We start from the raw sequence: 24,927 nt of genomic DNA, 5'->3' as shown, positions 1-24,927 counted from the left end.
AGGAGCCACAGGCGCGCAATTGACCTGGTAGGCGGCCTGCCACGCTGGTACCACCAGCAGACGAAGAACCTGTCGGTGACCGCCTCCCGACCCTCGGGTACGGCAGCCGCTGACGCGACCAGGCGCATGACGTCTGATCACGCTGTTGACCTGCAGCAACCGACCGAACGTGGCGGGAGGAAGGCTAATTCGACCCCGATTCGACCCCGCCCCCTCCCTTCGCGGCAACGACCAGCCCTGATCTGCAGCCATGCGAATTCTGCCGCTGTACCAGCCATACACAGCCAGGAAGTCACCACAAAGAAACCAAATCAGCCACTCTTCGCAATTCATCGAAGCTGCAGTGACACGAGTCGCAGGCGAAGAACAGAAGGCACGGCTGCACGTTCCACTCGGGTCGAACTCCGAGGCGTATCCAGACCAACCCTCTGACCAGGCCCTTTACATCGACCCTTCCGTGAGGCGGAAGCAGTGTTGCGCCCCCCTGACGCCCTTCCGGACGATGTCGCCATCACCCAACGACGGGAGCCGCAGCCATGCCGCACATGACGACCTTCGCCAGGAACCAGTGGTACGTCGCCGCCTACAGTCACGAGGTCGGGCGGGAGTTGCTCGGGCGGACGATCCTCGGGGAGCCCCTCGTGTTCTACCGGGCCGAGGAGGACGGCACGCCCGTCGCGCTCAACGACCGCTGTGTGCACCGCCGTTACCCGCTGTCGGAGAGCGGGCTGGACGGGGACAGGATCGTGTGCGGGTACCACGGCTTCACCTACGACCGGACCGGCGCCTGCGTGTACGTGCCGGGGCAGAAACGCATCCCGCGCACCGCCCGCGTCGCCTCCTATCCGGTGGTCGAGCAGGACTCCCTGGTGTGGGTGTGGATCGGCGACCCGGCGCTCGCCGACCCGCAGTCCATACCGCGGGCGCGTCACCTCGACGCCCCCGGCTGGACGACCGTGCGGGGCATGGAGCCGATCGACGCCGACTACGGCCTCCTCGTCGACAACCTTCTCGACCTCTCCCACGAGACCTACCTGCACGGCGGCTACATCGGCACCCCCGAGGTCGCCGAGACGCCCATCACCACGGAGGTCGACGAGGGCGCCGGGATCGTGCGCGTCAGCCGGCACATGGACGACGCCGAATGCCCGCCGTTCTACGCCCGTTCGACCGGGATCGAGGGCCGGATCACCCGCTGGCAGGACATCGAGTACCACGCGCCGTGCCTGTATCTGCTGCACAGCCGGATCGCGCCGGTCGGTGTGGTGCCGGAGGCCGACGGCAGCGACCCGAACGGCTTCCACACCGAGATCACCTATGCGATCACCCCGTCCTCGGACGGCAAGGTGTACGACTTCTGGATGGTCTCCCGGGACTGGGCGACGGACGACGCCGAGGTCACCGAGTTCCTGCGGGGAAACAACCACACGGTGGTGATGCAGGACGTGGACGCCCTCAACCTCCTCCAGAAGACGCTGGGTTCGGAGCGGGCCGGCTACCAGGAGCTGAGCATCAACATCGACACGGGCGGCCTCGCCGCCCGCCGCATCCTCGCCCGGCTGGTCGAGGAGGGCGACAAGCCCGTGGAGAAGGTCCTGTGACCGCACCGACCGGCGAGACCGGTGAGATCTACCGCATCGACTGGCTGCCGGGCACCGACGTGCTGCACGGCACCTGCCACTGCGGAGCCGAGCACACCGCCCAGGACCCGGTCGAGATGTGGGAGTGGATGCTCGGCCACCCCGCAGGACACCAGCCCCCGGAGCGCACCCCATGAGCCTGTACGAAGCCGAACTCGTCGTCGCCGAGCGCGTGTCGGCGGCCGAGGGAGTCGTCGCCCTGACCCTGAGGCATCCGCTGGGCGAGGAACTGCCCGGATGGGAGCCCGGCGCCCACGTCGATGTCGTGCTCGGGCCGGAGCTGGAACGGCAGTTCTCGCTCTGCGGGGATCCCGGGGACCGGTCCGGCTGGCGGATCGCGGTGCTCAGGGAACCGGACGGGCGGGGCGGATCCGCCCACGTCCACGAGCAGTTGGGTGTCGGCGACAAGGTGCGGGTGCGCGGGCCGCGGAACCACTTCCGGCTCGAACCCGCCCCCCGCTACCGGTTCGTCGCGGGCGGCATCGGCATCACCCCGATCCTGCCCATGCTCGCCGCCGCCGAGGCCGCGGGCGCCGAGTGGACGCTGCTGTACGGCGGCCGGAGCCGTCGATCCATGGCTTTCACCGGTGAGTTGGCGCGGTACGGGGACGAACGGGTCATCGTCGCCCCGCAGGACGAGACGGGACTGCTGGACCTGGCCGCCGTCCTCGACGACATCCCGGACGGCACCCTCGTGTACTGCTGCGGTCCAGGGCCGTTGCTGGACGCGGTGGAGGGGCGCTGCCCGGCCGGCGTGCTGCGGGTCGAGCGGTTCCAGCCGAAGGCCCAGGAGGCGGGCGAGGAGCGGGAGTTCGAGGTCGTCCTCGCGCAGAGCGGTCGTACCGTCACCGTCGCGCCCGGCGTCTCCGTGCTCGACACCGTCCGGGCCGCCGGGGTCGAGGTGCTCTACTCGTGCACCGAGGGCACCTGCGGGACGTGTGAGACGGACGTCCTCGAAGGCGACCCGGACCACCGGGACTCGGTGCTCACCGAGGAGGAACGGGCGGCCGGGGAGACCATGCTCATCTGTGTGTCGCGGTGCCGAGGGACGCGTCTGGTGCTGGATCTGTGATCCGCAGGTCCGCCTCGATCGCCGCCACGGCCGCCCGGAGACGCGGCAGCAGATCGCGGCGGACCGTCGTGGCGGACATCCGCCCGGAGTGCACCGCGAGGCTCACCCCGGCCACCACCTGGCCGCCCCGGTCCCGGACCGGGGCGGCCAGTGTCGTCACGCCGTCCTCGGGGTCGCCGTCGAGCAGCACGTACTCTTCCGTCGGGTGAGCCAGCATCGCGCGGCCCACCGCCGTACCGTGCGCAGGGAAGCGCGCCCCCACAGCGACGGCCGCCGCCATGACCCGGCGGGCCGGCACCTGCGCGACGCAGACGGCCTCGTCCCCCTCCAGGACGCACAGCGCCGCCGACTCCCCCACCAGCGACACGAGTTGCTCCAGGTAGGGGGCGGCGAGGCGCGGCAGGTCGAGGCCGGAGGGGTAGGCGTAGCCGAGTTCGAGGATGCGCGGGGTGAGGCGGAACAGGCGGCCGTCCGAGCGCACGTATCCCAGGTCGGCGAGGGTGAGCGGCAGGCGGCGGGCGGCGGCGCGGGTCAGGTCGCAGGCGCGGGCCACCTCGCTGAGCGTGCGCGCCGGATGCTCGGCGTCGAAGGTGCGGATGACGGCGAGGCCGCGCTCGAAGGACCTCACGAAGTGCGGTGCGCGGGCGTTCACGGGCATCGTCGCCTCCCCGGTCCGACTTGGCCGACACCTGGAACACGGTGAGAGCGCGGTTCGATAACTGTCAACAATTTTGTCAGCCAAGCCCATTGACCCGCTCCTTCGGCCGGTTCTACCGTCCCGCTCAGCACCCCCCGATCGAGCACCACTGTGCGCGGTGCGCACAGCCTGTCGGAACACCGTTGTCTGCACAGGAGGAGCCATGCGTCGTCTGCTCGCCGGTCTCGCGGCCGGCACCTTCCTGCTCGCCACGGCGGCCTGCGGCTCCTCCGGGGGCTCGTCGTCGACTGCCGGCTCGTCGGGCGTCACCACCACGGTCAAGGTGGGGATCATCCCCATCGTCGACGTGGCCCCCCTCTATCTCGGCCAGAAGGAGGGCTTCTTCAGCAAGCGCGGCCTGAAGCTGTCGACGACACTCGCGCAGGGCGGCGCGGCCATCGTGCCGGGTGTGACGAGTGGTCAGTTCCAGTTCGGGTTCTCCAACATGACCTCGCTGATGATCGCCCGGTCCAACGGTGTGCCGGTGCAGGCGATCGCCAACGGCGTGGCTTCGACGGGCGTGGCCGGCAAGGACTTCGGCGGGCTGGTCGTGAAGAAGGGCAGCATCACGTCGCCGAAGCAGCTGGAGGGCAAGAAGGTCGCCGTCAACACGCTGAAGAACATCAACGAGACCGCCGTGCGCGAGTCCGTCCGCAAGGCGGGCGGCGACCCGGACAAGGTGAACTTCGTCGAGCTCGCCTTCGACCAGATGCCGGCCGCGCTCGACAAGGGCCAGATCGACGCGGCGATGGCCGTCGAGCCCGCGCTTGCGACCATGAAGCTCCAGGGCGCCACCGAGATCGCCTCGCCGTTGGTCGACGTGGCGCAGAACCTCACGGTGGCCATGTACTTCACGTCGACGTCGTACGCGCAGAAGAACCCGGCCGTCGTGAAGAAGTTCCAGGAGGCCGTCGCGCAGTCGCTGTCCTACGCCGACGCGCACCCGGACGAGGTCCGGCAGATCGTCACCACCTACACCAAGACCCCGGCGGACGTCCTGGCCGAGGTGACGCTGCCCAAGTGGCCTGCCGCGGCGAACCGTTCGTCGATCGAGACGCTGGAGAAGCTCAGCGAGCAGGACGGCCTCTTCAAGACGGCCCCCGACCTGGACAAGCTGCTGCCGTGACCAAAGCCGTGAAAGGTCCCGTGCAGGGTCTGAACGCCGTGCTGGGGGCGGCCGGGCTCGCGGCCTTCCTCGCCCTCGGCGAGGCGGTGCCGCGGCTCGGCCTGGTCAAGGCGGACTACTTCCCGCCGACCAGCCGGATCGCCCGCGCGCTGGGCACCGAACTCACCGACGGGGCCTTCTGGTCGGCGCTCGGCGAAACCCTCACCGGCTGGGCGGTGGGCCTGGCCGTCGCGGTCGGCGCCGGCATCGTGGCCGGCGTCGTCCTCTCGGTCGTCCCGCACCTGCGCGCGGCCACCGCCTCGACGATCGAGTTCCTCCGCCCGATCCCCTCGGTCGCCCTGATCCCCCTCGCGATCCTCCTCTACGGCACCGAACTCCGCTCGGTCCTCCTGCTCGTCGTCTACGCCTCCTTCTGGCAGGTCCTGATCCAGGTGATGTACGGCGTCCAGGACGTCGACCCGGTCGCCGAGGAGACGGCACGGTCGTACGGCCTCGGCACCTGGGCCCGGGTCCGCCACGTGCTGTGGCCGACCGCGCTGCCGTACGTGATGACCGGCGTCCGGCTGGCCGCCGCGGTCGCGCTGATCCTCACCATCACCGCCGAACTGGTCATCGGGGCACCGGGGCTGGGGCAGCAGATCGCGGTCGCGCAGGCCTCGCAGGCGGTGCCGGACATGTACGCCCTGATCGTGGTGACCGGGATGCTGGGGCTGGTCATCAACGTGGGCGCCCGGTCGGTGGAGCGGCGGGCGCTGGCCTGGCACCAGTCGGTGCGCGGGGAGGTGGCGGTGTGAAAAACGTCCTGCTGAAGGCCGGGTACGTCCTCGCCCTGCCCGCCGTCCTGGTCGCGCTGTGGTGGCTGGCCTCCGCCGGCAGCACGAACGTCTACTGGCCGCCGCTGCGCACGATCCTGAAGACCTTCCCGGACGTCTGGACCGGTCAGCGGCTCCGCGACGACCTGCTGCGCAGTGTGCTGCGGCTGCTCGCCGGATACGCGTCGGCGGCCGTCGTGGGCGTGGCCCTGGGCACGGTCATCGGCTCGTACCGGCGGGTGCGGGCGGTGTGCGAACCGGTCCTGGAGTTCCTGCGGGCGGTGCCGCCGCCCGTCCTGGTCCCGGTCATCATGCTGTTCGCGGGCATCGGCGACTCCATGAAGATCGTGGTGATCGCCAGCGGCTGCGTCTGGCCGATCCTCCTCAACACGGTCGAGGGCGTCCGGGCGGTCGACCCGGTGATGGCGGAGACGGCCCGTTCCTACGGCATCACAGGCGTGGCCCGGCTGCGTACGCTGGTGCTGCGTTCGGCGAGCCCGCAGATCTTCGCGGGCCTGCGGCAGGCGCTGTCGATCGGGATCATCCTGATGGTCATCAGCGAGATGTTCGCGGCCAGCAACGGGCTCGGTTTCACCATCGTGCAGTTCCAGCGCGAGTTCGCGATCCCCGACATGTGGACCGGGATCCTGCTGCTGGGCCTGCTCGGCTTCGCGCTGTCGGTGGTCTTCCAGGTGGTCGAGCGGCGCGTGCTCGGCTGGTACCACGGGCTGCGCGCGACAACCCGGCGGTCCTGAATGAACCTCGCGAAGGGGCGGTCCATGCTCGACGTACGCGGTCTGCAGAAGGTCTACGACGGATCCGGCCGCCGCGTGGAGGCGGTGCGGGACCTCACCTTCACCGTGGCGGCGGGTGAACTCGTCTGCCTGGTCGGGCCGTCGGGCTGCGGCAAGACCACCCTGCTGAAGTGCATGGGCGGCCTGCTCACCCCGACCGGCGGTGAAGTCCTCCTGGAGGGGCGGAAGGTGACCGGGCCACCGCCCGGGATGGCGTTCGTCCTCCAGGAGTACGGCCGCAGCCTGTTCCCCTGGATGCGGGTCGCCGAGAACGTCGAACTCCCGCTGAAGCAGAAGCACCTGCCACGCGAGCGACGCAGGGAGCTGGTCGCCGACGCGCTCGGCTCGGTCGGTCTCGCGGACGCCGCCGGCGCCTACCCGTGGCAGCTCTCCGGCGGTATGCAGCAGCGGGTGGCGATCGCCCGCGCCCTCGCCTACGAGCCCCGGGTGCTGCTCATGGACGAGCCGTTCGCCGCCGTCGACGCCCAGACCCGGGCCGATCTGGAGGACCTGGTCCGGAGGCTGTGGCGGGAGCGCGGGATCACGATCCTGTTCGTCACCCACGACATCGACGAGGCGGTCTACCTGGGCCAGCGGGTGATCGTCCTGTCCGCCTCCCCGACCGTCGTCCGCGAGCAGCTGAAGGTCGATCTGCCGGACGACCGCGACCAGCTGCACACGCGGGTCGCCCCGCGCTTCGCCGAACTGCGGACCCACGTCTACGAGCAGATCCAGGCGGCGAAGCGCGGGGTTCCCCGGGAGGAAGACCCGGTCACGAAGTCGGATACGCGTCCACTTCGCTGAACCGGCCCGTCGGCCGGCCCTTGTTGACGGTGACGGTGAGCCGCAGGCAGCGCACGTCCGGGCGGCTCAGCTCGTCAGCCAGGCCGCCGTGTCCTGCGGCAGCCGGCCGGCGTCGTCCAGCGGGCCGCTGCTGAGCAGGAGTCGGGAGTGGGCGGGGAGTTCGGCGGGGGCGGCGGCGAGGTTGACCACGCACGTCACGCCGTCGGCGCGGGTGAAGGCGAGGACGCCCTCGGGGGCGGGCAGCCAGGTCAGGGGGCCGTCGCCGAAGCGCGGGCGCAGCGCGACGGCGCGCCGGTAGAGGGCGAGCACGGAGTCCGCGTCGTCCTGCTGCCGGTCGACCGCGTACGACGCCCAGCCGGCCGGCTGCGGCAGCCACGGCTCCTCGCGCGAGCCGAAGCCCGCGTGCGGCGCCCCGGCCGCCCAGGGCAGCGGCACCCGGCAGCCGTCCCGGCCGGGGTCGGTGCCGCCGGACCGGAAGTACATCGGGTCCTGGATGCGGTCGACCGGGATCTCGGCCTCCGGCAGCCCCAGCTCCTCGCCCTGGTAGATGTAGACCGCGCCGGGCAGGGCCAGGGACAGCAGGGCGGCCGCGCGGGCCCGGCGGGTGCCGAGGGCGAGGTCGGTCGGGACGCCGAAGGCCTTGGCCGCGAAGTCGAAGCCGGTGTCCTCGCGGCCGTACCGGGTGGCCGTACGGGTCACGTCGTGGTTGCACAGCACCCAGGTGGCGGGGGCGCCGACCGGGGCGTGCTCGGCGAGGGTGGTGTCGATCGAGGTCCGCAGGCGGGCCGCGTCCCAGGGGCAGGACAGGAAGGAGAAGTTGAAGGCGGTGTGGAGTTCGTCGGGGCGCAGGTAGCGGGCGAAGCGTTCGGCGTCGGGGAGCCAGACCTCGCCGACGAAGACGCCGTCGTAGGCGTCGGCGACGGCGCGCCAGGAGCGGTAGACGTCGTGGAGTTCGTCGCGGTCGACGAAGGGGTGGGGGTGCGGGTGCGTGGCCAGGTCGGGCAGGTCCGGGTCCTTGGCGAGCAGGGCGGCCGAGTCGATGCGGACGCCGGCGACGCCCCGCTCGAACCAGAAGCGCAGGATGTCCTCGTGCTCCTGGTGGACTGCCGGATGGGCCCAGTTGAGGTCGGGCTGTTCGGGCGTGAAGAGGTGCAGGTACCAGTCGCCGTCGGGCAGCCGGGTCCAGACCGGTTCGGTGGAGCCGACGAACTGCGAGGGCCAGTCGTTGGGCGGGAGGTCGCCGTTCGGGCCGCGGCCGGGGCGGAAGTGGAACAGCTCGCGCTCGGGGCTGCCGGGTCCGGCGGCCAGCGCGGCCTGGAACCAGGGGTGCTGGTCGGAGACGTGGTTGGGGACGATGTCGACGATCGTCCGGATGCCCAGCTCCCTGGCTTCCGCGATGAGCTTCTCGGCCTCGGCGAGGGTGCCGAAGGCCGGGTCGATGGCCCGGTAGTCGGCGACGTCGTAACCGCCGTCCTTCATGGGTGACGGGTACCAGGGGCTGAACCACAGTGCGTCCACGCCGAGTTCGGCGAGGTACGGCAGCCTGGCGCGGACGCCCGCGAGGTCGCCGGTGCCGTCGCCGTCGCTGTCGGCGAAGCTGCGGACGTACACCTGGTAGATGACGGCCGAACGCCACCAGTCGTGGTCCTCGTGGTCCTCGTGGTCCTTCGGGGCATGGCTGGGCTGTCCCACTGGGCGAACCTTTCTGTCGGAGGAGGGGCCGTCAGCCCTTGGTGCTGCCCGCGCTGATCCCGGCGATGATGTGCCGCTGGAAGACGAGGAACAGCGCGACCATCGGGATGCTGGCGATCACCATCGCGGCGATGAGCACGGTGAGCTGGATGTTCTGCGACAGCTGGACCAGGGCCACGCTGATGGGCTGCTTGTCGGTGTCGGAGAAGACCATCAGCGGCCACAGGAAGTCCTGCCAGACCGCCACCAGGGCGAAGATCGACACGACCCCGAGGACCGGACGGGACATGGGCAGGACCACGGACCAGAGGGTGCGCAGCTTTCCGGCGCCGTCGATCTCGGCGGCCTCCAGCACGTCGCGGGGCAGCTGGTCGAAGAACCGCTTGAGGAGATAGAGGTTGAAGGCGTTGGCGACGGCCGGCAGCCAGATGCCGAGCGGGTCGTTGAGCAGACTTGTGTGGATGAGCGGCAGGTCGGCGACGGTCAGGTACTTGGGTACGACCAGCGCCTGGGCCGGGACCATCAGGGTGGCCAGGATGCCGCCGAGGATCACCTTGCCGAAGGCCGGCTTCAGCTTCGACAGGGCGTAGGCGGCGGCCGTGCAGAACACGAGCTGGAAGGCCCAGGCACCGGCCGCCTGCACCACCGTGTTCCACAGGTGCTCCGGGAGCTGCATCAGGTCCCAGGCGTCGGTGTAGCCGGACAGGTGCCAGTGCTGGGGAATGAGGGTGGGCGGGGTCTGGGCGACCTCGTCCGGCGACTTCATCGCCCCGGTCACCATCCAGTACACGGGGAACAGGAAGGCGAGCGCGAAGAGGACGACGACACCGGTGAAGACGCTCCAGTAGACCGCCCTCCCGCGCGGACGGGCGAGCGTCGCGGGCGAGATCAGGGTGCGGGTGGCGCTGCTCATCCGTCCTCCCCGGACCGGGTCAGCCGCAGGTACACGGCGGAGAAGATGCCGAGCAGCACCAGGAGCATCACGCTGAGTGCGCAGGCGCCGCCGAAGTCGTTATAGAGGAAGGCGTACTTGTAGATCAGGTAGAGCACGGTGACCGTGGCGTTCTCCGGGCCGCCGCCCGTGATGACGAACGGCTCGGTGAACACCTGCATGGTGGCGATGATCTGAAGCAGCATCAGCATGAGGATGACGAACCGGGTCTGGGGGATCGTCACGTGCCGGACGCGCTGCAGGAGATTCGCGCCGTCCAGTTCGGCGGCCTCGTACAGCTCGCCGGGGATGGACTGGAGAGCGGCCAGGTAGATCAGGACGGTGCCGCCCATGTTGGCCCAGGTGGCCACGATCACCAGGGAGATCAGCGCGGTGCCGGTGCCGTTGGTCCAGTTCGAGGTGGGCAGGTGCAGGAAGCGCAGCGTCTCGTTGGCGAGGCCGGCCCCGGGGTCGTAGAACCACTTCCACAGCAGGGCGCTGACCACCGGCGGGATCATCACCGGGAGGTAGACCACGACCCGGAAGAACGCCTTCGCGTGCCGCAGTTCGTTGAGGACCAGGGCGAGGACGAAGGGGATCGCGAAGCCGATCAGCAGGGCCAGCAGCGTGAAGGTGAGGGTGTTGCGCCAGGCCGCCGAGAACTCGGGGTCGTGCAGGACCCGGGTGAAGTTGGCGGTGCCGACCCACTCGGCGGACGAGCCCGGCGTGTACTTCTGGAAGGAGATCACGACGGCGCGGATCGCCGGGTACCAGGAGAACAGGGCGAAGCAGATCAGTCCGCCGAGCAGGAAGCCGTAGGCGCGGGCCTGCTCGGTGATCCGGCGCCGCCTCCGGTCCCCTGCCGGGGGCGGCGCCGGGGTCTGGCGGGCGTCGGCCGCCGCCGGGGCGGGCCGTCGCGCGGCCGTCTTGGTCGTCACGGGTCAGCCCCTGGCCAGGATGCCGTCGATCTTGTCGTTGGCGTCCTTGAGGAGCTGGTCGATGTCGGCGTCCTTCTTGGTGAGGACCGCGGAGACGGTGCCGTCGAGGACGGAGTAGATCTGCTGGGCGTCCGGCGGCTCGATCTTCATCTGCAGCGACTGGTTGCCGTCGAGGAACGCCTGGTAGTTCTCCACCGGCACGTTGGCGTTGGCCTTCTTGACCGCCTGGTCCTTGGCGTCGGCGGCGCCGGTGAACAGGCGGGGCTCGGGCAGGCCGACGGGCGCGTTGTTCTTCTTGGCGCGGGCGTAGTCGCCGAGGAAGCCGTCACCGGGGGTGAGGAACATGGAGTCGAGCCACTTGAGTCCGGCGCGGATCTGGGCGGGGGTGTCCTTCTTGTTGAACATGTAGCCGTCGCCGCCGATGAGCGTGCCCTTGCCGCCGGGCATCGGGCCGAGGGCGAGGTCCTTGTAGTTGCCGCCCTTCTCCTTCACCAGGATCGGGATGTTGTCCGGCGCCGAGAGGTACATGCCGAGCTTGCCCGAACCCATCATCTGCTGCACGTCGTTGATGATCAGCAGCTGCTTGCTGCCCATCGAGTCGTCGGTCCAGCGCATGTCGTGCAGGTTCTGCAGGACCGCGTGGCCCTCGGGGGTGTCGACGGTCGCCGACTTCCCGTCGGCCGACACCACGTCACCGCCCTGGGAGTACATCTCCGCGGTGAAGTGCCAGCCGCCCTGGTTCTGCGCGCTGTAGTCGGCGTACCCGACGGTGCCGTTGCCGAGGGCGGCGATCTTCTTGGCGTCGGCGCGGACCTCGTCCCAGGTCGTCGGCGGCTTGTCGGGGTCGAGGCCTGCCTGCTGGAAGAGCTTGCGGTTGTAGATCAGGCCCATCGAGTAGCCGGTGCGCGGGATGCCGTAGACCTTGCCGTCGACGGTGTAGATGTCCCGCAGCTGCTTCTGGATGGTGTCGTAGCTCTTCAGTTCCTTGAGGTACGGCGTGAGGTCGGCCGCCTGGTTGATGTCCACGACGTGCTTGGCGTCGGTGAAGTACGTGTAGAACACGTCCTCCATCTGGCCGCCGGCGAGCTTGGCGTCGAAGGTCTTCGGGTCCTGGCAGGGGAACGCGTCGTGCGCGACGACGTCGATGTCCGGGTTCTTCTTCTCGAAGTCGGCGATGTCCTGGTCGAAGAAGGACCGGTCGACCTTGGCGCTCTTCGGCGGCTCGCAGTTGACGGTGATGCGCGTCCTGCCGCTGCCCGCGTCGTCGTCGCCCGACCCGCAGGCCGTGGCGGAGAGCGCGAGTGAGGAACAGACGCCGATCGCGACGAGAGCACGGCGGAACCCGGTGCTGGACATCGGTGGACCCCCCAGAACAGGAGCAGTTGGGCGCCGCACCGGGACCGGTGGGCGCCGCACACTCAAGCACCGGCAGCACCGCCGCGCAAGATGTCACGCAGAATCTGTAATTATTCGACAGTGGATGGGATCTCCTGGGCTCAGGCTTTCGGCGCTTGCGCGGTCGACCCCCTGACGACCAGTTCGGGCTCGAACAGCAGCTCCTCCGCCGGTACGACCGTGCCGCCGATCTGCGCGTTGAGCAGCTCGACGGCGGCTCTGCCCATGGCCTCGATGGGCTGGCGGACGGTGGTGAGCGGGGGCTCGGTGCAGTTCATGAACGCCGAGTCGTCGTAACCGACCACCGAGACCCGGGAGGGCACCTGGTACCCCTTGCGGCGGGCCGCGCGGACGGCGCCCAGGGCGAGGGGGTCACTGGCGCAGATGATGCCGGTGACACCGCGGTCGATGAGCCGGGACGCGGCCGCGTGGCCGCCCTCGATGGAGAAGATCGCACGGGCCACGAACTCGTCCGGCACGTCGCCGATCGCCCGCGCCGCCGCCAGCTTCCGCGCCGAGGGGACGTGGTCGCCGGGGCCGAGGACCAGGCCGATGCGCTCGTGCCCCAGGGAGGCGAGGTGCCGCCAGGCCTGCTCCACCGCCACCGCGTCGTCGCAGGACACGCCGGGGAAGCCGAGGTGCTCGATGGCCGCGTTGACCAGCACCACCGGGATGTTGCGGTCGGCGAGCAGCCGGTAGTGGTCGTGCGGCGCCTCGGCCTGGGCGTAGAGCCCGCCGGCGAACACCACGCCGGAGACCTGCTGTTGCAGCAGGAGCTCCACGTAGTCCGCCTCGGAGACCCCGCCCTTGGTCTGGGTGCACAGCACGGGCGTGAGCCCGAGCTGTGCCAGGGCGCCGCCGATGACCTCGGCGAACGCCGGGAAGATGGGGTTCTGCAGCTCGGGCAGGACCAGACCGACGAGCCGGGCGCGCTCGCCGCGCAGTTGGGTGGGGCGCTCGTACCCGAGCACGTCGAGGGCCGAGAGCACCGCCTGCCGGGTCGCCTCGGAGACCCCCGGCTTGCCGTTGAGCACCCGGCTGACCGTGGCCTCGCTGACCCCGACCTTCTTGGCTACTTCCGCAAGTCGTCGCGTCATGCACGCAAGAGTAGCGTAATTTACGCAAGCTGCTTGCGTAAGCGGCACCCGCCGCTGCCGAGGGGCGGTCCAACCGGCGCCCCGGCCCCTTCGACAGCTGGAACTCGAAGAAGAGGCAATGGGGGTCAGTTGACCGACGGTTCGCTGTTCTCCCGTCGGGAGGTGGTGCCGAGCAATGCACGTGCGACGTCTTCCAGAGGTCCGAGCAGTGGGTTGGGGTCGTCTGCGCGCGTGACGAGGACGACCTCGCAGGGATCGATGTCGATGACCGGCACCAGGGCGATGTCCTCGCGCGCAGCGGCGCGTCGGTCGCCGGCAGGGAAGATCGCGACACAGTGGCCGGTCGCGATGAGTTCCAGCTTGTCCTCGTAGCTGTCGTCGATCGCGGGCGGGGGTGGTGCCGGACGGTCGCCGACCGGCTTGGGCGTGCTCCAGACGACCGGAGTGCTGACGCAGGCCACCAGTTCCTCGGCCGACAGGGTCCGCAGGCTGACAGCCTTCTCTTTCGCCAGACGATGTCCGGCCGACGTGACGAGAACCCGCGACTCCTCGTGGAGCTTGGTCACCCGGAAGCCGTCCGTGGGGAAGGACAGCGGCCTGTACGCGACGAGTGCGTCGACCCGCCTCTCGGCGAGGGCGTGCATGTCCCGCCAGTCGAGGTGCCGGGTGCGGACCTGGCCGTCAGGGTGCCGGCGGCGTAGTTCCTGCACACAGGCGGTGATGACCAGTCCTTCGGCGTAGCCGATGGTGACGGTTCGGGGCTGGGCGGCTGCCCTGGCCGTGCGAGCGGCTTGCTCGGCCTCCTGGAGCAGTGTCCGGGCCCTGGGCAGGAATGCCCGACCGGCGTCGGTGAGGCTGCTGCCCTGCGGCGAACGGTCGAAAAGCCGGACACCGAGCCGAGCCTCCAGTCGCTGGATCTGACGGCTCAGCGACGGCTGCGCCAGGTGCAGCTCGGTGGCGGCCCGGCCGAAGTTGCCGTACTCCGCCACGACCGTGAAATAGCGCACGAGCCGCAGATCGACGTCCATTCGCCCAGGGTACGTCGCATGTCTTCATACGCCTGGGACATGACGGCATACGGAACAGGTCTTGGACAGGGGGTGCGGGTGGATATTTGGGTTGAGGGCATGAGCACTTACGACGGCAAGAAGATCGTGATCACGGGTGGAAGCAGCGGTATCGGCCTGACTACGGCCCGGTTGTTCGCGGACGGTGGGGCGCGCGTACTGATCACCGGCCGCACCCGGTCCACCCTGGACGCCGCGCTGGAGCAGTTGGGGGACAAGGCGGTCGCCGTCCGCAGCGACGCCGCCGACCTGAAGGACATCGAGGCGCTGGCCGGTACGGTCAGCGAGTGCTTCGGCACCGTGGACGCGCTGTTCGTCAACGCCGGTGTCACTGCGTCCGCGCCGTTCGACGCGACGACGGAGGAGATGTACGACGCGCTGTTCGGCATCAACACCAAGGGCCCGTACTTCACGGTGCAGGCGTTGGCGCCGCTTTTGCGCGAGGGGAGCGGCGTGGTCCTCACCACGTCGGTGGTGAACGTCCTGGGCCTCGACGCGCTCAGTGTCTACTCGGCGAGCAAGGCGGCCCTGCGGTCGATGACGCGCACCCTGGCCCGCGAGTTGCTGCCGCGCAAGGTGCGCGTCAATGCCGTGAGCCCCGGCCCGATCGACACCGGCATCCTGGACCGCTCCCTGCCCGCCGACGTCGTCGAGACGATGAAGGACACCTACCGGAGCACCAACCCCATGCAGCGACTGGGGATGTCCGAGGAAGTGGCCGCCGCGGTGGCCTACTTGGCGTTCGGTGCGACCTTCTCGACGGGAACGGAGTTCCCTGTCGACGGAGGGGCTTCGCAACTCTAGGTGCTCTGACCGGTGGTCAGACGCCAGCGAAGGCGGACAGGAGGGTGTCCGTGCGGAGCCGGAGCTCACTTGTGTCTGCTCCTGTGACGCTGACGGACACTTCCTGGCCGCCGGCTTCGATGGTGTCCCACTCGGTTCCGTCCAAGGCGTATCCGGCGTAGCGGGAGAGCAACTCGAGGAAGGCACGCCGGTTCCGGCCCCAGATCCATCCGGCGATCGGCTCGGTCATACGTCTCCCGTCTCTGCGAGAGGGACGGCATCGCAGACGTGGTCTGCCGTCAGGCCGCGCCGGCGGCCCGAACGGGGAAGGCGGTCTGTTCGTCGAACGGCTCGCGGTGCCGGAGGCAGTGGCGGAGCTGTCCGAGCGTGCGGTTGAAAAGGTCCCTCTGGGCGGCAGCGCGCCAGTCTCCGTGGCTGTCGCGGCGCCTGGGTTCGGGGGCGACGGCAGGAGCACACGCAGCCGAAGCTCGGCTTCCCGGCTCGCCGTTCTCAGACGCGGCTGGCGGTCGCCGTGTCCGCCGAGAGCCGTTGCGCGACGTAGATCGGGACGACGGACAGCAGGACGAGCACCGCCGCCACCACGTTCACCACCGGCGCCTGCTGCGGGCGGGTCATGTTGTCGAAGATCCACAGGGGCAGGGTCTGGACGCCCGGACCGGCGGTGAAGGTGGTGACCACGATCTCGTCGAAGGAGAGCGCGAAGGCGAGCAGCCCGCCCGCGAGCAGCGCCGAGCGCACCAGCGGGAAGGTGACGTCGGCGAAGGCGCGGAAGGTGTCGGCACCCAGGTCGGCCGCCGCCTCCTCGTAGCTGCCGGAGGTGCGGCGCAGCCGGGCGACGACGTTGTTGAAGACGATCACGACGCAGAAGGTGGCGTGCCCGACGACCACGGTGAACAGGCCGAGCCCGACGCCGAGGGGTTCGAGGACCGCGCTGAAGGCCGAGTTGAGGGCGATGCCGGTGACGATGCCGGGCAGCGCGATCGGCAGGACGACCACGAAGGAGAGCGCGTCCCGGCCGAAGAAGCGGTACCGGGCGACCGCGAAGGCGATCAGCGTGCCGAGCACCAGGGCGATCGCGGTGGCGCCGAGCCCGGCCTTCACGGAGGTCCACAGGGCGTCGCGGGCGCCGGAGCTGTGCCAGGCGGCCGACCACCAGCGGGTGGTCAGGCCGGGTGGGGGCCAGCTCGCGCTGCGGTCGGGGTTGAGGGAGTTGACGAGGACCAGCAGCAACGGCACGTAGATCACGGCGAAGCCGAGGCCGGCGGCGAGGCGCAGGGCGACTCGGGCGGGCCGGGAGAGTGTCATGTGTGACATGTGACATAGCATCCTGTTGTCAGAGGCTGCTCAACGCCCCCGTCCGCCGCATCGCCAGCAGATACAGCACGATGACGACGACCGGGACGGTGGCGAGGGCTGCGGCCATGGGCAGGTTGAGTTCGATGTTGGCGTAGACGAGGTTGCCGATGAGCTGGGTCTTGCCGCCGACGATCTGCACGGTGATGTAGTCGCCGAGGCTGAGCGAGAACGTGAACACCGACCCGGCGGCGACCGACGGCAGCACCATCGGCAGCACCACGGACCGGAAGGTCCGCCCCGCACGGGCGCCCAGGTCCGCCGACGCGTCGAGGAGGTTGTCGGGCAGCTGCTCCAGCGCGGTGTGGATGGGCAGGATCATGTACGGCAGCCACAGGTAGGTCAGGGTCAGCACGGTGGCCGGCAGTCCGAAGCCCGGCCCGCTCAGCCCGAGCGGTTTCAGCAGCCAGTCGGCGAGCCCGCCCTCGGACAGGATCAGCCGCCACGCGTACACCTTGACCAGGTAACTCGCCCACAGCGGCGTGAGGATGGCGACCACGAGCAGCGGGCGCCGGCTCGGCTTGGCGACGCGGGCGGTGTAGAACGCGACCGGGAAGGCGAGCACCGCGCACAGGGCGGTCACCGCGAGGGCGACGCCGACGCTGCGCAGAATCACCTGCCGGAACACCGGCGTGGTGAACAGCTCGTGGAAGTTGTCGGTCGACCAGACCTTGACGACCTCGGAGGTGAAGGAGTCCGTCGTCCAGAACGCGGAGACGAACAGCACGGCCAGTGAGCCGAGATAGAGCAATGCCAGCCACAACAGCGGGGCGGTCAGCAGCAGGGCGAGGCGGAGCCGGGGGCGCCGGTGCAGCGCCCCCGCGGTCCGGGTGAGCAGGGCCATGGGTCAGCCCTTGATCTCGGTCCAGGCCTGCACCCACTTGGCGTACGGCACGCACTTGACGTCGGTGCGGCCGTCCAGGCACTGCTCGATGGGCGTGTTCCAGAAGGCGATGTTCTTCCAGTAGCTCTCGTCGGCCGCGTGGTAGGTGGTGCAGAAGTTCTTGTCGCTGGTCAGGGCGCAGGCCTTGGCATTGGCGGGGGCCTCGCCGAAGTACTCGGCGACCTCGGCGTTGACCTTCGGGGAGACGATCCAGTTCAGCCACCGGTAGGCGCAGTCGGGGTGCTTGGCCTTGGCGGAGACCATCCAGGTGTCGGACCACCCGGTGGAGCCTTCCTTGGGCACGAAGGCTTTCACCTTGGCGCCCTCGCCGGCGGCCAGGTTGGCGATGACCTGCCAGCTGGTGCCGATGACGGAGTCGCCGCTCTTGAAGGCGGAGATCTCCTTGAGGTAGTCGCTCCAGTACTCGCCGATGTCCGCGTTCTGCTGCTTGAGCAGGGCGACGGCCGCGTCGAACTGCTTCTGGTCGAGCGCGTAGGGATCCTTGATCTTCAGCTCGGGCTTGGTGGCCTTGAGATACAGGGCCGCGTCGGCGATGTAGATCGGCGAGTCGTACGCGGTGACATGGCCCTTGTACTTCCCGGCGTCGTCGAAGACGGCCGACCAGGAGGTGGGTGCGGGGCTGACCTTCTGGGTGTTGTACATCAGCAGGTTGGCGCCGCGGCCGTGCGGGATGCCGTACATCTGGCCCTTGACCGAGTTCCAGGCGCCGTTCTTCAGGCCGCTGAAGACATCCTTGTAGTTGGGTACGAGCTTGGTGTTGACGGGGGCGGCGTCGCCGGAGGCGATCAGGCGCAGGGAGGCGTCGCCGGAGGCGGAGACGGCGTCGTACTGGCCGGTCTTCATCAGTTTGACCATCTCGTCGGAGCTGGCGGCGACCTTGGAGTTGACCTGGCAGCCGGTCTGCTTCTCGAAGTCGGTGACCCAGTCCACCTTGGGGTCGTCGGAGCCGTCCTCGACATAGCCGGCCCAGGCGATCAGGTTCACCTCGCCCTCGGACTTGCCCAGCTTTGCCAGGGGTTTGAGGTCGGGCGGGTTGAGGCCGGTCGAGGAGCCGGAGCCGGAGGAGCCGCAGGCGGTGGCGGCCAGCAGCAGCGCGGCGAAGGCGGCCGCGGTGAGGGGACGGGTGAGGCGCACGGCGTACTCCAGACGTGAGGGACGGCGGATCCGGACGTGAGGGGACGGCGGGTCAGTCGGGGACGTGGACGGTGTGCCGGCGCTGCCAGCGCAGCCGGACGCGGGTGCCGCGGTAGGCGGTGACGTCCTCGGCGGAGGTGTCGAGGTTCTGCTGGAGCGCGGTGAGCCGGCCGCCGCCGTCCAGGTCGACCAGGAAGCGGGTGGCGTCGCCCAGGTAGACCACCTCGGCGACGGTGCCGAGAGCGGTGACGTGCCCTTCCGGGTCCGGGCCGGCGCTCTCGCCGAGGACCCGGATCTTCTCCGGGCGGACGCTGTGGGTGCCGCTCTCGCCGAGCACGCGCAGGGCGGTCTGGCCGGTGAGCAGGTTGGAGGTGCCGACGAAGGAGGCGACGAACGCGGTCTCGGGGCGTTCGTAGATCTCGGCGGGGGTGCCGACCTGTTCGATGCGGCCCTGGTGGAAGACGGCGACGCGGTCGCTCATCGTCAGTGCCTCCTCCTGGTCGTGGGTGACGAAGACGAAGGTGATGCCGACCTCGCGCTGCAGGGCCTTGAGTTCGATCTGCATCTGCTCGCGCAGCTTGAGGTCGAGGGCGCCGAGCGGCTCGTCGAGGAGGAGGACGCGGGGGCGTCCGACGAGGGCGCGGGCGAGGGCGACGCGCTGGCGCTGGCCGCCGGAGAGCTGGGAGGGGCGGCGGGCGCCGTAGCCGTCGAGGCGGACCTCGGCGAGGGCCTTGCGGGCGCGGACCAGGCGTTCGGCCTTGGGGATCCCCCGGACCTTGAGGGAGTAGGCGACGTTCTGCTCGACGCTCATGTGCGGGAACAGGGCGTAGTCCTGGAAGACGGTGTGCACGTCGCGTTCGAAGGGGGCGCGGCGGGTGACGTCCTGCCCGGCGAGTTCGATCGTGCCCGAGGTGGGGGTCTCGAAGCCGGCGATCAGGCGCAGCACGGTGGTCTTGCCGGAGCCGGAGGGGCCGAGCATCGAGAAGAACTCGCCGTCCCGGATCTCCAGGTCGACGCCGGCCACGGCGCTCGTGTCGCCGAACGACTTCCGCAGATCCCGCAACCGGATCGCGCTGGCCTCCATGGGCGGGAACCTCTCTGCCGCTCTCGTGCGTTGCACCTGGTGACCGGAAAGATATGAAGTCATAGTTCACATCTCAAGACCCTTCCGAGGTAAAGGTTGGGTCAACGCATAGGGTGGTGGGCCGTGAGACAGCACCAGACGGTGGGCGGCGCCCGAAAGGCCGTCTTCGCCCCGGTGGACAGCGGGGCCCGGGTCGACGCCGTGGTCCGCCGGATCGGCGACGCCATCGAGCTCGGCCTGCTCTCCGACGGGGAGCAGCTGCCCGGCGAGACCGAACTGGCGGGACAGCTCGGGGTGTCCACGGTGACCCTGCGGGAGGCGCTGATGGCCCTGCGCCAGCAGGGTCTGGTCGTCACCCGCCGGGGCCGGGGCGGCGGCAGCTTCGTGGCCTCCCCCGAGGTGCCCGACCGGGAGCGGCTCACGGAGCGGCTGCGCCTCTGGAGCCCCGAGGAGCTGCGCGACCTCGGCGACCACTGGGCGGCCCTGTCCGGCACCGCCGCCGACCTCGCATCGCGGCGCACCGAGGACCACGATCTCGACCAGCTCCGCCGGACCACCGAGGAGCTGCGCGGCGCGCCGGACGCGGCGGCGCGCAGCCGGGTGTACGGCCGCTTCCATGTGGAGCTGGCCGCCGCCGCCCAGTCGGCCCGGCTCACCCGGGAACAGGTCGCACTGCAGACGGAGATCGGGGCGCTGCTCTGCCTTGTGCTCGGCGACGACGAATATCGTGAAGAGGTGGCGGACCGTCACCGGTCCGTAATCTCGGCCGTGCAGGATGGGGCGCACACATCGGCCAGGGAGCTGGCCGAGCGGTGCGTACGGGACTCGACGGCACGGCTCATCGCCCTGCGGCTGGCCCTGTAGCCGCGCCGCGCCCGCTCCCCCGTCCGCCGGAGGGCACCATGAGCCGCGGCACCGTCCCCTCCGGTCCGGCGGCGGCCACGCTCGACGCCGCCGAGGAGTACGTGGCCGCGCGGGTCGGCCACGCCCTGGAGGCGGTGTTCGACGCCGTCGCGGCCACCCGCGCCGACACCGCCGCGCTGCTGGCCCGGGTGGCCGCCGAGGGCCGCCGGCCGGTGACCGCGGACCTGGCCGCGCTCCGCCCCGGGCTCCATCTGCGCCTCGCCCGGCAGGAGTTGGTCTCCGGTGTCGGGTTCGTGGCCGCGCCCGGGGTGCTGGCCGACGTCCCGGCGTGGCTGGAGTGGTGGCAGAGCGACGCGTCCGGGGACGTACGGCCGCTCCTCCTCGACCTGGACCCGCGCACCTCGGCCTACTCCGACTACACGCACTGGGACTGGTTCGCGCTGCCCCGGGAGACCGGGCGGCGGGCGGTGGCCGGGCCGTACGTCGACTACCTCTGCTCGGACGAGTACAGCCTCACGCTGTCCGCGCCGGTGGAGGTCGGCGGCCGGTTCCTGGGCGTGGCCGCGGCCGACGTGTACCTGCGGCACTTCGAGGCGGCCGCGCTGCCGTTGCTGCGCGAGCTGCCCGGACCCGCGCGGCTCGTCAACGCCAGGGGCCGGGTGGCGGCGTCGGCGGACCCGGCGCAGCTGGCCGGTTCGCTGGACAGGGGGCCGGACTTCGCGGCGGTCCTGGAGAGCGGGCGACCGGGCACGTTCGGCGGGCTTCGGCTGGTGCCGTGCCGGGGTGTGCCGCTGGTCCTGGTCGTGGCGGGCGGATGAGCGGGAGCCGAGACGGCCCGGGGCGGGGTCGCGCGAGGGCTGAGCCGAGGCCGGCGTCCGGCCCGGCGCCGTCGGCGACCTGAACGCCGACGGTGCCGGGTCAGCCTTCGGGGACCGGGACGACGGTCAGATGGGCGCCCAGGCCGCCGGGCCGCCGGGAGCGGCGCGGGGCGGCGGGGCGGGGGGCGGCGCGCAGCACCAGGGTGTAACGCGCGTAGCCCATGTCCTGAAGGGTCTTGGGGGTTTCACCGACGACCCGGCACTCGGTGGCGCCCAGCAGCGGGTCCGGGTGCAGCAGCAGCCGGACGGCTCCGTCGAGCTGCGCGCCGTCCTCGCCCACCGCGCGCAGCCAGTGCGGCAGGCCCTGCCGGAAGGCGGCCTCCATGATGGGGTCCTGGGCGATCTCCCGGCGGATCGACTGGAGTTCGTGGTCGTGACCGAACCGCTCCAGGGTCGCCTTGAACTGCGCCAGCATCGGCAGGCACCAGCCTGCCTCGTGGGCGCCGAGAATCGTTCCGGCATCCGGGTGGAACAGGACGAAACGCAGGAAGTTGTCCCCGGGCATCGCGGTGGGATGCGGGGCGACCGCCCGGAAAAGTGTCTCGAACGCGCCGTTGGCCAGCACCACGTCCCATCGGTGGTCCACCACCAGGGACGGGAAGGGGACGGCGTCCAGCAGTAGCACGTAGTCCTGGAGGTACGCCTGGGCCTCAAGGCTCTCGGGGACGGGCCGCGGCGCCGGCCGCCGCCCACCTGCCTGATATGCCATCGGGAGGTCACCCCTCTTGCCTATGCGGCCTTCTCGCGGCGTTGTGATCCTGCTGCCCCACCCTGAGTCATGTCAACTATCGTGGCATTTCATGCCTGTTGACGTCCGAAATTGGCCACAGTTGTGGCGAGACCTGGATGTGAGTTCGAACGACCCGCTAATCTCCGGGGGGTCGTGCGGGTGCCGGGACGTTCACGGCGCAGCTTGCGAGAAGCCCCTGATTCCCCTGAGAGACGTAGGAGTTCTGTCGGTGACGGATGGCTACGAGGATCCGGGCGCCACGGCGACCGCCCAGCTGCCGGCCGCCGTCGCCCGTGTCACCGCGCTCGCCGACCGGCTCGGCGTCGCGCATGCCGAGGTTCTCCACGTCGGACGGCTCTCCCACGCCTGCGGTGTCCCCGAGCCCGTGGTCCGGGCCCTGCTGACCGGCCGCCCGGCGGGCGAGCCCGACGTCCAGGCCCGCTTCCTGCAACGCCTCGACCTGCTGCGCCGCACCCGGCTCAAGCCGAACGGCCGCAAGCACACCCAGCAGGAGATCGCCGACGGCGCCGGCATGTCACGGCAGCAGGCAGGCGCCCTCATCAACGGCGACCGGCGGCCGACCATGGAGCACTGCGACGCCCTCCAGCGCTACTTCCGCGTGCACGCGGGGTTCCTCACCGCCGAGGACCCCGAGGCGCTCGCCGGCGCCCTGCAGCGCGTCGAGCAGGAGCTGCTGCAGAAGCTGGCCGACCGGGAGCGGGCCGCCGCCGAGGCCGCCGAGGACCCGCTGGAGCGGCTGCTGCAGGACCACGGGGTGCGCGGCATCGCCTGGCGGGCCGCCCAGCTGCCCACCGACCAGCACCGGGACAAGGTCGCGGAATGGCTGGACATGCTCCTGGAGAGCGTCAAGCGGCCCGAGTCGTGAGCCGACAGTCGTGAGCCGAGGGAGGAAAGTGGGCATCGGCAGGGACATGCGCCGGCTGAGCGGTGAGCTGGTCGGGGAACTGACCCTGCCCACGCCCGCCCCGCCGCAGGAGCTGTACCGGGCGCTGTGCGACGCGCTGGGCCGCCGCCGCGGCCGCCCCGTCCAGTTCCGTACGGCCGTCTTCCCGCCCGGCACGGCCAGCGGGCTGTGGCTGGACCTGGCCGACCGCGACCTGGTCGTCGTCGAGGAACGCACCGTGCCCGACCACCAGTTGGTGATCCTCGGCCACGAGCTGTGGCACATGCACGCCGAGCACTGCGGCCACGACGTGGAGGGGGTCGGGGTCGCCGCGCGACTGCTCGGCGCGGTCACCGGCACCGGCTCCGACGCGGGCACCGAAGCCGATCGGGCCGCGCTCCGGGCCGCCGTCCAGCGGGTGGTCGCCCGCACCCGCTTCGACCGGGCCGAGGAACGGGACGCGGAGACCTTCGGGCTGCTGCTGGCCAGCAAGTGCCGGACCTGGCTCACGGGTTCGGCGCTGCGCGGGCCGGTGCGACGGCACGACGTGGCGGGGCGCATCGAGGCGTCGCTGGGCTACCTGGGTAAGTGATCCGCCCCCGGCAGGGGCGGAACCATGTCCGCACGCCCGGGACGGGTGCCGGGCACGGCCGGTCGTCGTCCCGTCGTCCCGTCGTGGCGGCGGGGGATGCAGCGACCGGCGCGGCGCGGACTCAGGTGGCGCTGCGTTCGCTGGCCTCCCGCAGGTCACGTTGCGCGGCCGGGCCGGGTCCGGGGTCGGGGCGGCCGTCGAGGAGCAGGCTGCGCCAGTGCTCGCGGCTCCAGTCCGCCGGGGCGGTGGTGGCGGTGAAATCCTGGACCAGGGCGACGAACCGGGCGGGGTCGGCGTGGAACGGGAAGTGCCCGGCTCCCTCGAAGATCTCCAGCCGGGCGCCGGGCATCGCCTCGCGGGCGCGGTGGGCGTGCCGGACCGGGACCACGCTGTCGCGGTCGCCCCACAGGAGCATGGTCGGCATGCCCTCGGTGAGATAGCAGCGGTCCAGCATGGTGACGACCTGGCCGCGCCAGTCGACGACCGCGCGCAGGGTGCGCACGAAGGCGTTGCGGGAGGTCTCGTCGGGGAGCGCGTCGACCAGGGTGAGCAGTTCCGGGGCGTCCTGGCCGAGGCCGGTGTCCAGGAGCCTCAGCAGGCGTACGGCCAGGCCCACTTGGAGGCGCATGCCGGGCAGCCGCAGCGCCGACAGCAGCAGATGGGCGCCGGGGAGCGAGACGAGCCGGAGCGCCGGGTTGACCTCGCGGCCCACCCCGCCAGCGCTGACCAGGATGAGCCGCTCGGTGCGCTCGGGGAACTGGTAGGCGAACTGCATCGCGACTCCCCCGCCGAGCGAGTGCCCGACGAGGGTCGCGGACTCGATGCCCAGGGTGGTCAGCAGGTCCCGCACCCCGTTGGCGTAGGCGGCGACCGAGTAGTCGGCCCGCGGTTTGTCCGACTCACCGTGGCCGAGCAGGTCGGGGGCGATCACGGTGTGGGTGCGGGCGAGGTCGGGGATGAGCCGTGCCCAGGTCGCCGAGGAGTCCCCGATGCCGTGGACGAGGACCAGGGCGGGCCCGTCGCCTGCGATGCGGTAGGCGCGCCGGTAGCCGTGCACGACCCGGTGGCGCGTCTCCAGTTCGCCGTCGCCCACCGGGCGCAGGTGCGCCGTGCGCTGCGGACGGCTGGGCACCGCTTCTGGCACGGTCGGCCTCCCCCGCTGTCCCGGGCCCGCTGCGGCCCGGCCGGATTCGTCTCCTTCCAGGGTAGGAAGACTTTTCCCCGGGGAGTTTCGGTGAGGTTTCGCCTCCGCTAAGCGAGCGAACCGGGGCCCGGCACGGGGGCGTTGTCAGTGGCGACCGGCAAGCTGGGGGGTGCGCACCGCACAGCCGGTGTGCCCGCGCCGTCCGGGCGCGTGACCACGACGACCGACGGGGAGAGCCGACCGATGCACACCGCCGTACTGACCGACCGTGAACGCGCCGCCGTCCAGGCCTATCTGCGCCTGCTGCACACCGTGCGCGCGGCCTTCGACGGACCGCCCGACGCCCCGCGCCCCTTCGTGGTGCCACCCGCCGTGCTCGCCGAGGCCGAGGAGGCCCTGGCCGGCGCCGGACTGGCGGGCAACGAGGAGGCGTTCTTCCGGCTGCTGCACGACTGGTGCCCACCCACCTGA

Annotated in this window: 27 protein-coding genes; 13 read left to right on the top strand and 14 right to left on the bottom strand. The window is 70.8% G+C overall.

Features of this window, described 5'->3' with window-relative positions:
* Window positions 1-536: 536 nt before the first annotated feature.
* The 3 genes from ACZ4UV_RS11690 to ACZ4UV_RS11680 are packed head-to-tail and all read left to right on the top strand — an operon-like array spanning window position 537 to window position 2,712.
* Complete coding sequence (locus ACZ4UV_RS11690) at window positions 537-1,601, top strand: Rieske 2Fe-2S domain-containing protein (RefSeq protein WP_451018575.1); 1,065 nt, start codon at window positions 537-539, stop codon at window positions 1,599-1,601.
* Entirely contained in the window at window positions 1,598-1,777 is a 180-nt protein-coding gene (locus ACZ4UV_RS11685) for a hypothetical protein (RefSeq protein ID WP_451018574.1), read from the top strand. Before ACZ4UV_RS11690 ends, ACZ4UV_RS11685 begins: the two co-directional genes overlap by 4 nt.
* Window positions 1,774-2,712, top strand: coding sequence for a PDR/VanB family oxidoreductase (locus ACZ4UV_RS11680; protein WP_451018573.1), 939 nt, complete (start codon window positions 1,774-1,776; stop codon window positions 2,710-2,712). The genes ACZ4UV_RS11685 and ACZ4UV_RS11680 overlap by 4 nt, the downstream gene beginning before the upstream one ends.
* Here ACZ4UV_RS11680 and ACZ4UV_RS11675 read toward each other — a convergent pair.
* Complete coding sequence (locus ACZ4UV_RS11675) at window positions 2,663-3,370, bottom strand: IclR family transcriptional regulator domain-containing protein (protein ID WP_451018572.1); 708 nt, start codon at window positions 3,368-3,370, stop codon at window positions 2,663-2,665. The two genes, ACZ4UV_RS11680 and ACZ4UV_RS11675, sit on opposite strands and share 50 nt — an antisense overlap.
* A 202-nt stretch (window positions 3,371-3,572) precedes the next feature.
* Here ACZ4UV_RS11675 and ACZ4UV_RS11670 point away from each other — a divergent pair, with 202 nt between their 5' ends.
* From ACZ4UV_RS11670 to ACZ4UV_RS11655, 4 genes are read left to right on the top strand one after another with little or no spacing between them, the layout of a single operon-like run.
* The gene (locus ACZ4UV_RS11670; RefSeq protein WP_451018571.1) at window positions 3,573-4,535 is read left to right on the top strand and encodes an ABC transporter substrate-binding protein; all 963 of its coding nucleotides are present in this window, start codon (window positions 3,573-3,575) and stop codon (window positions 4,533-4,535) included.
* Window positions 4,536-4,555: 20 nt separating this feature from the next.
* The gene (locus ACZ4UV_RS11665; protein WP_451018577.1) at window positions 4,556-5,329 is read left to right on the top strand and encodes an ABC transporter permease; all 774 of its coding nucleotides are present in this window, start codon (window positions 4,556-4,558) and stop codon (window positions 5,327-5,329) included.
* Complete coding sequence (locus ACZ4UV_RS11660) at window positions 5,326-6,102, top strand: ABC transporter permease (RefSeq protein ID WP_451018570.1); 777 nt, start codon at window positions 5,326-5,328, stop codon at window positions 6,100-6,102. Before ACZ4UV_RS11665 ends, ACZ4UV_RS11660 begins: the two co-directional genes overlap by 4 nt.
* A gap of 24 nt (window positions 6,103-6,126) precedes the next feature.
* Entirely contained in the window at window positions 6,127-6,945 is an 819-nt protein-coding gene (locus ACZ4UV_RS11655) for an ABC transporter ATP-binding protein (RefSeq protein WP_451018569.1), read from the top strand.
* A 66-nt stretch (window positions 6,946-7,011) separates the two neighbouring features.
* Here the strand turns inward: ACZ4UV_RS11655 and ACZ4UV_RS11650 are convergent, their stop codons facing one another.
* The 6 genes from ACZ4UV_RS11650 to ACZ4UV_RS11625 all read right to left on the bottom strand — a co-directional run bounded on the left by ACZ4UV_RS11650 (window position 7,012) and on the right by ACZ4UV_RS11625 (window position 14,026).
* The gene (locus ACZ4UV_RS11650; RefSeq protein WP_451018568.1) at window positions 7,012-8,637 is read right to left on the bottom strand and encodes a glycoside hydrolase family 13 protein; all 1,626 of its coding nucleotides are present in this window, start codon (window positions 8,635-8,637) and stop codon (window positions 7,012-7,014) included.
* 31 nt (window positions 8,638-8,668) lie between these two features.
* On the bottom strand, window positions 8,669-9,550 hold the full coding sequence (locus tag ACZ4UV_RS11645) for a carbohydrate ABC transporter permease (protein ID WP_390037246.1): 882 nt from the start codon (window positions 9,548-9,550) through the stop codon (window positions 8,669-8,671).
* A complete protein-coding gene (locus ACZ4UV_RS11640; RefSeq protein WP_451018567.1) occupies window positions 9,547-10,506 on the bottom strand; it encodes a carbohydrate ABC transporter permease in 960 nt (319 codons plus the stop codon). Before ACZ4UV_RS11640 ends, ACZ4UV_RS11645 begins: the two co-directional genes overlap by 4 nt.
* Before the next feature lie 3 nt (window positions 10,507-10,509).
* The gene (locus tag ACZ4UV_RS11635) at window positions 10,510-11,862 is read right to left on the bottom strand and encodes an ABC transporter substrate-binding protein (protein ID WP_390037250.1); all 1,353 of its coding nucleotides are present in this window, start codon (window positions 11,860-11,862) and stop codon (window positions 10,510-10,512) included.
* Window positions 11,863-12,002: 140 nt separating this feature from the next.
* Window positions 12,003-12,998 (bottom strand): LacI family DNA-binding transcriptional regulator, encoded by a 996-nt coding sequence (locus tag ACZ4UV_RS11630; RefSeq protein WP_451018566.1) that lies wholly within the window; start codon window positions 12,996-12,998, stop codon window positions 12,003-12,005.
* A 125-nt stretch (window positions 12,999-13,123) separates the two neighbouring features.
* A complete protein-coding gene (locus tag ACZ4UV_RS11625) occupies window positions 13,124-14,026 on the bottom strand; it encodes a LysR family transcriptional regulator (RefSeq protein ID WP_467837512.1) in 903 nt (300 codons plus the stop codon).
* A gap of 99 nt (window positions 14,027-14,125) precedes the next feature.
* Here ACZ4UV_RS11625 and ACZ4UV_RS11620 point away from each other — a divergent pair, with 99 nt between their 5' ends.
* The gene (locus ACZ4UV_RS11620) at window positions 14,126-14,869 is read left to right on the top strand and encodes an SDR family oxidoreductase (protein WP_451018564.1); all 744 of its coding nucleotides are present in this window, start codon (window positions 14,126-14,128) and stop codon (window positions 14,867-14,869) included.
* A gap of 16 nt (window positions 14,870-14,885) precedes the next feature.
* Here the strand turns inward: ACZ4UV_RS11620 and ACZ4UV_RS11615 are convergent, their stop codons facing one another.
* The 5 genes from ACZ4UV_RS11615 to ACZ4UV_RS11595 all read right to left on the bottom strand — a co-directional run bounded on the left by ACZ4UV_RS11615 (window position 14,886) and on the right by ACZ4UV_RS11595 (window position 19,344).
* Complete coding sequence (locus tag ACZ4UV_RS11615; RefSeq protein WP_467837510.1) at window positions 14,886-15,098, bottom strand: hypothetical protein; 213 nt, start codon at window positions 15,096-15,098, stop codon at window positions 14,886-14,888.
* A gap of 260 nt (window positions 15,099-15,358) precedes the next feature.
* A complete protein-coding gene (locus ACZ4UV_RS11610; protein ID WP_390037643.1) occupies window positions 15,359-16,174 on the bottom strand; it encodes an ABC transporter permease in 816 nt (271 codons plus the stop codon).
* Window positions 16,175-16,202: 28 nt separating this feature from the next.
* Window positions 16,203-17,066 carry an ABC transporter permease gene (locus ACZ4UV_RS11605; protein WP_451018562.1) on the bottom strand — a complete coding sequence of 288 codons (864 nt, stop codon included), beginning with the start codon at window positions 17,064-17,066 and terminating at the stop codon, window positions 16,203-16,205.
* 3 nt (window positions 17,067-17,069) lie between these two features.
* Window positions 17,070-18,260, bottom strand: coding sequence for an ABC transporter substrate-binding protein (locus ACZ4UV_RS11600; RefSeq protein WP_390037262.1), 1,191 nt, complete (start codon window positions 18,258-18,260; stop codon window positions 17,070-17,072).
* Window positions 18,261-18,312: 52 nt separating this feature from the next.
* A complete protein-coding gene (locus ACZ4UV_RS11595) occupies window positions 18,313-19,344 on the bottom strand; it encodes an ABC transporter ATP-binding protein (RefSeq protein WP_451018561.1) in 1,032 nt (343 codons plus the stop codon).
* A gap of 123 nt (window positions 19,345-19,467) precedes the next feature.
* On the opposite strand from ACZ4UV_RS11595, the gene ACZ4UV_RS11590 reads away from it, so the two are divergent.
* A complete protein-coding gene (locus tag ACZ4UV_RS11590) occupies window positions 19,468-20,208 on the top strand; it encodes a FadR/GntR family transcriptional regulator (protein WP_451018560.1) in 741 nt (246 codons plus the stop codon).
* Window positions 20,209-20,246: 38 nt separating this feature from the next.
* On the top strand, window positions 20,247-21,026 hold the full coding sequence (locus ACZ4UV_RS11585) for a cache domain-containing protein (protein WP_451018559.1): 780 nt from the start codon (window positions 20,247-20,249) through the stop codon (window positions 21,024-21,026).
* A gap of 100 nt (window positions 21,027-21,126) precedes the next feature.
* Here ACZ4UV_RS11585 and ACZ4UV_RS11580 read toward each other — a convergent pair whose 3' ends face one another.
* Entirely contained in the window at window positions 21,127-21,795 is a 669-nt protein-coding gene (locus ACZ4UV_RS11580; protein ID WP_351496198.1) for an MmyB family transcriptional regulator, read from the bottom strand.
* Between the two features lie 250 nt (window positions 21,796-22,045).
* Here ACZ4UV_RS11580 and ACZ4UV_RS11575 point away from each other — a divergent pair, with 250 nt between their 5' ends.
* Window positions 22,046-22,702, top strand: coding sequence for a helix-turn-helix domain-containing protein (locus ACZ4UV_RS11575; protein WP_390037269.1), 657 nt, complete (start codon window positions 22,046-22,048; stop codon window positions 22,700-22,702).
* A 46-nt stretch (window positions 22,703-22,748) separates the two neighbouring features.
* Window positions 22,749-23,312 (top strand): toxin-antitoxin system, toxin component, encoded by a 564-nt coding sequence (locus ACZ4UV_RS11570; protein ID WP_390037645.1) that lies wholly within the window; start codon window positions 22,749-22,751, stop codon window positions 23,310-23,312.
* A 121-nt stretch (window positions 23,313-23,433) separates the two neighbouring features.
* Here the strand turns inward: ACZ4UV_RS11570 and ACZ4UV_RS11565 are convergent, their stop codons facing one another.
* Window positions 23,434-24,456 carry an alpha/beta fold hydrolase gene (locus ACZ4UV_RS11565; RefSeq protein WP_390037271.1) on the bottom strand — a complete coding sequence of 341 codons (1,023 nt, stop codon included), beginning with the start codon at window positions 24,454-24,456 and terminating at the stop codon, window positions 23,434-23,436.
* Window positions 24,457-24,699: 243 nt separating this feature from the next.
* Between ACZ4UV_RS11565 and ACZ4UV_RS11560 the strand changes: the two genes are divergently transcribed.
* Window positions 24,700-24,927, top strand: a complete 228-nt coding sequence (locus ACZ4UV_RS11560; protein WP_351496258.1) for a hypothetical protein — start codon at window positions 24,700-24,702, stop codon at window positions 24,925-24,927.

It is taken from the genome of Streptomyces sp. NPDC028289 (assembly GCF_055565975.1).
The sequence above is the reverse complement of the archived record's forward strand: the minus strand, read 5'-3'. Positions and strand labels throughout refer to the sequence as shown.

Excerpts from the sequence above, each read along its gene's own strand:
- ACZ4UV_RS11630 (WP_451018566.1), bottom strand. The coding sequence starts at position 12,998 with ATGACGCGACGACTTGCGGAAGTAGCCAAGAAGGTCGGGGTCAGCGAG.
- ACZ4UV_RS11635 (WP_390037250.1), bottom strand. The coding sequence starts at position 11,862 with ATGTCCAGCACCGGGTTCCGCCGTGCTCTCGTCGCGATCGGCGTCTGT.
- ACZ4UV_RS11605 (WP_451018562.1), bottom strand. The coding sequence starts at position 17,066 with ATGGCCCTGCTCACCCGGACCGCGGGGGCGCTGCACCGGCGCCCCCGG.
- ACZ4UV_RS11675 (WP_451018572.1), bottom strand. The coding sequence starts at position 3,370 with ATGCCCGTGAACGCCCGCGCACCGCACTTCGTGAGGTCCTTCGAGCGC.
- ACZ4UV_RS11560 (WP_351496258.1), top strand. The coding sequence starts at position 24,700 with ATGCACACCGCCGTACTGACCGACCGTGAACGCGCCGCCGTCCAGGCC.
- ACZ4UV_RS11610 (WP_390037643.1), bottom strand. The coding sequence starts at position 16,174 with ATGACACTCTCCCGGCCCGCCCGAGTCGCCCTGCGCCTCGCCGCCGGC.
- ACZ4UV_RS11585 (WP_451018559.1), top strand. The coding sequence starts at position 20,247 with ATGAGCCGCGGCACCGTCCCCTCCGGTCCGGCGGCGGCCACGCTCGAC.
- ACZ4UV_RS11680 (WP_451018573.1), top strand. The coding sequence starts at position 1,774 with ATGAGCCTGTACGAAGCCGAACTCGTCGTCGCCGAGCGCGTGTCGGCG.
- ACZ4UV_RS11645 (WP_390037246.1), bottom strand. The coding sequence starts at position 9,550 with ATGAGCAGCGCCACCCGCACCCTGATCTCGCCCGCGACGCTCGCCCGT.
- ACZ4UV_RS11655 (WP_451018569.1), top strand. The coding sequence starts at position 6,127 with ATGCTCGACGTACGCGGTCTGCAGAAGGTCTACGACGGATCCGGCCGC.
- ACZ4UV_RS11615 (WP_467837510.1), bottom strand. The coding sequence starts at position 15,098 with ATGACCGAGCCGATCGCCGGATGGATCTGGGGCCGGAACCGGCGTGCC.
- ACZ4UV_RS11670 (WP_451018571.1), top strand. The coding sequence starts at position 3,573 with ATGCGTCGTCTGCTCGCCGGTCTCGCGGCCGGCACCTTCCTGCTCGCC.
- ACZ4UV_RS11690 (WP_451018575.1), top strand. The coding sequence starts at position 537 with ATGCCGCACATGACGACCTTCGCCAGGAACCAGTGGTACGTCGCCGCC.
- ACZ4UV_RS11625 (WP_467837512.1), bottom strand. The coding sequence starts at position 14,026 with ATGGACGTCGATCTGCGGCTCGTGCGCTATTTCACGGTCGTGGCGGAG.
- ACZ4UV_RS11570 (WP_390037645.1), top strand. The coding sequence starts at position 22,749 with ATGCGCCGGCTGAGCGGTGAGCTGGTCGGGGAACTGACCCTGCCCACG.
- ACZ4UV_RS11580 (WP_351496198.1), bottom strand. The coding sequence starts at position 21,795 with ATGGCATATCAGGCAGGTGGGCGGCGGCCGGCGCCGCGGCCCGTCCCC.
- ACZ4UV_RS11595 (WP_451018561.1), bottom strand. The coding sequence starts at position 19,344 with ATGGAGGCCAGCGCGATCCGGTTGCGGGATCTGCGGAAGTCGTTCGGC.
- ACZ4UV_RS11620 (WP_451018564.1), top strand. The coding sequence starts at position 14,126 with ATGAGCACTTACGACGGCAAGAAGATCGTGATCACGGGTGGAAGCAGC.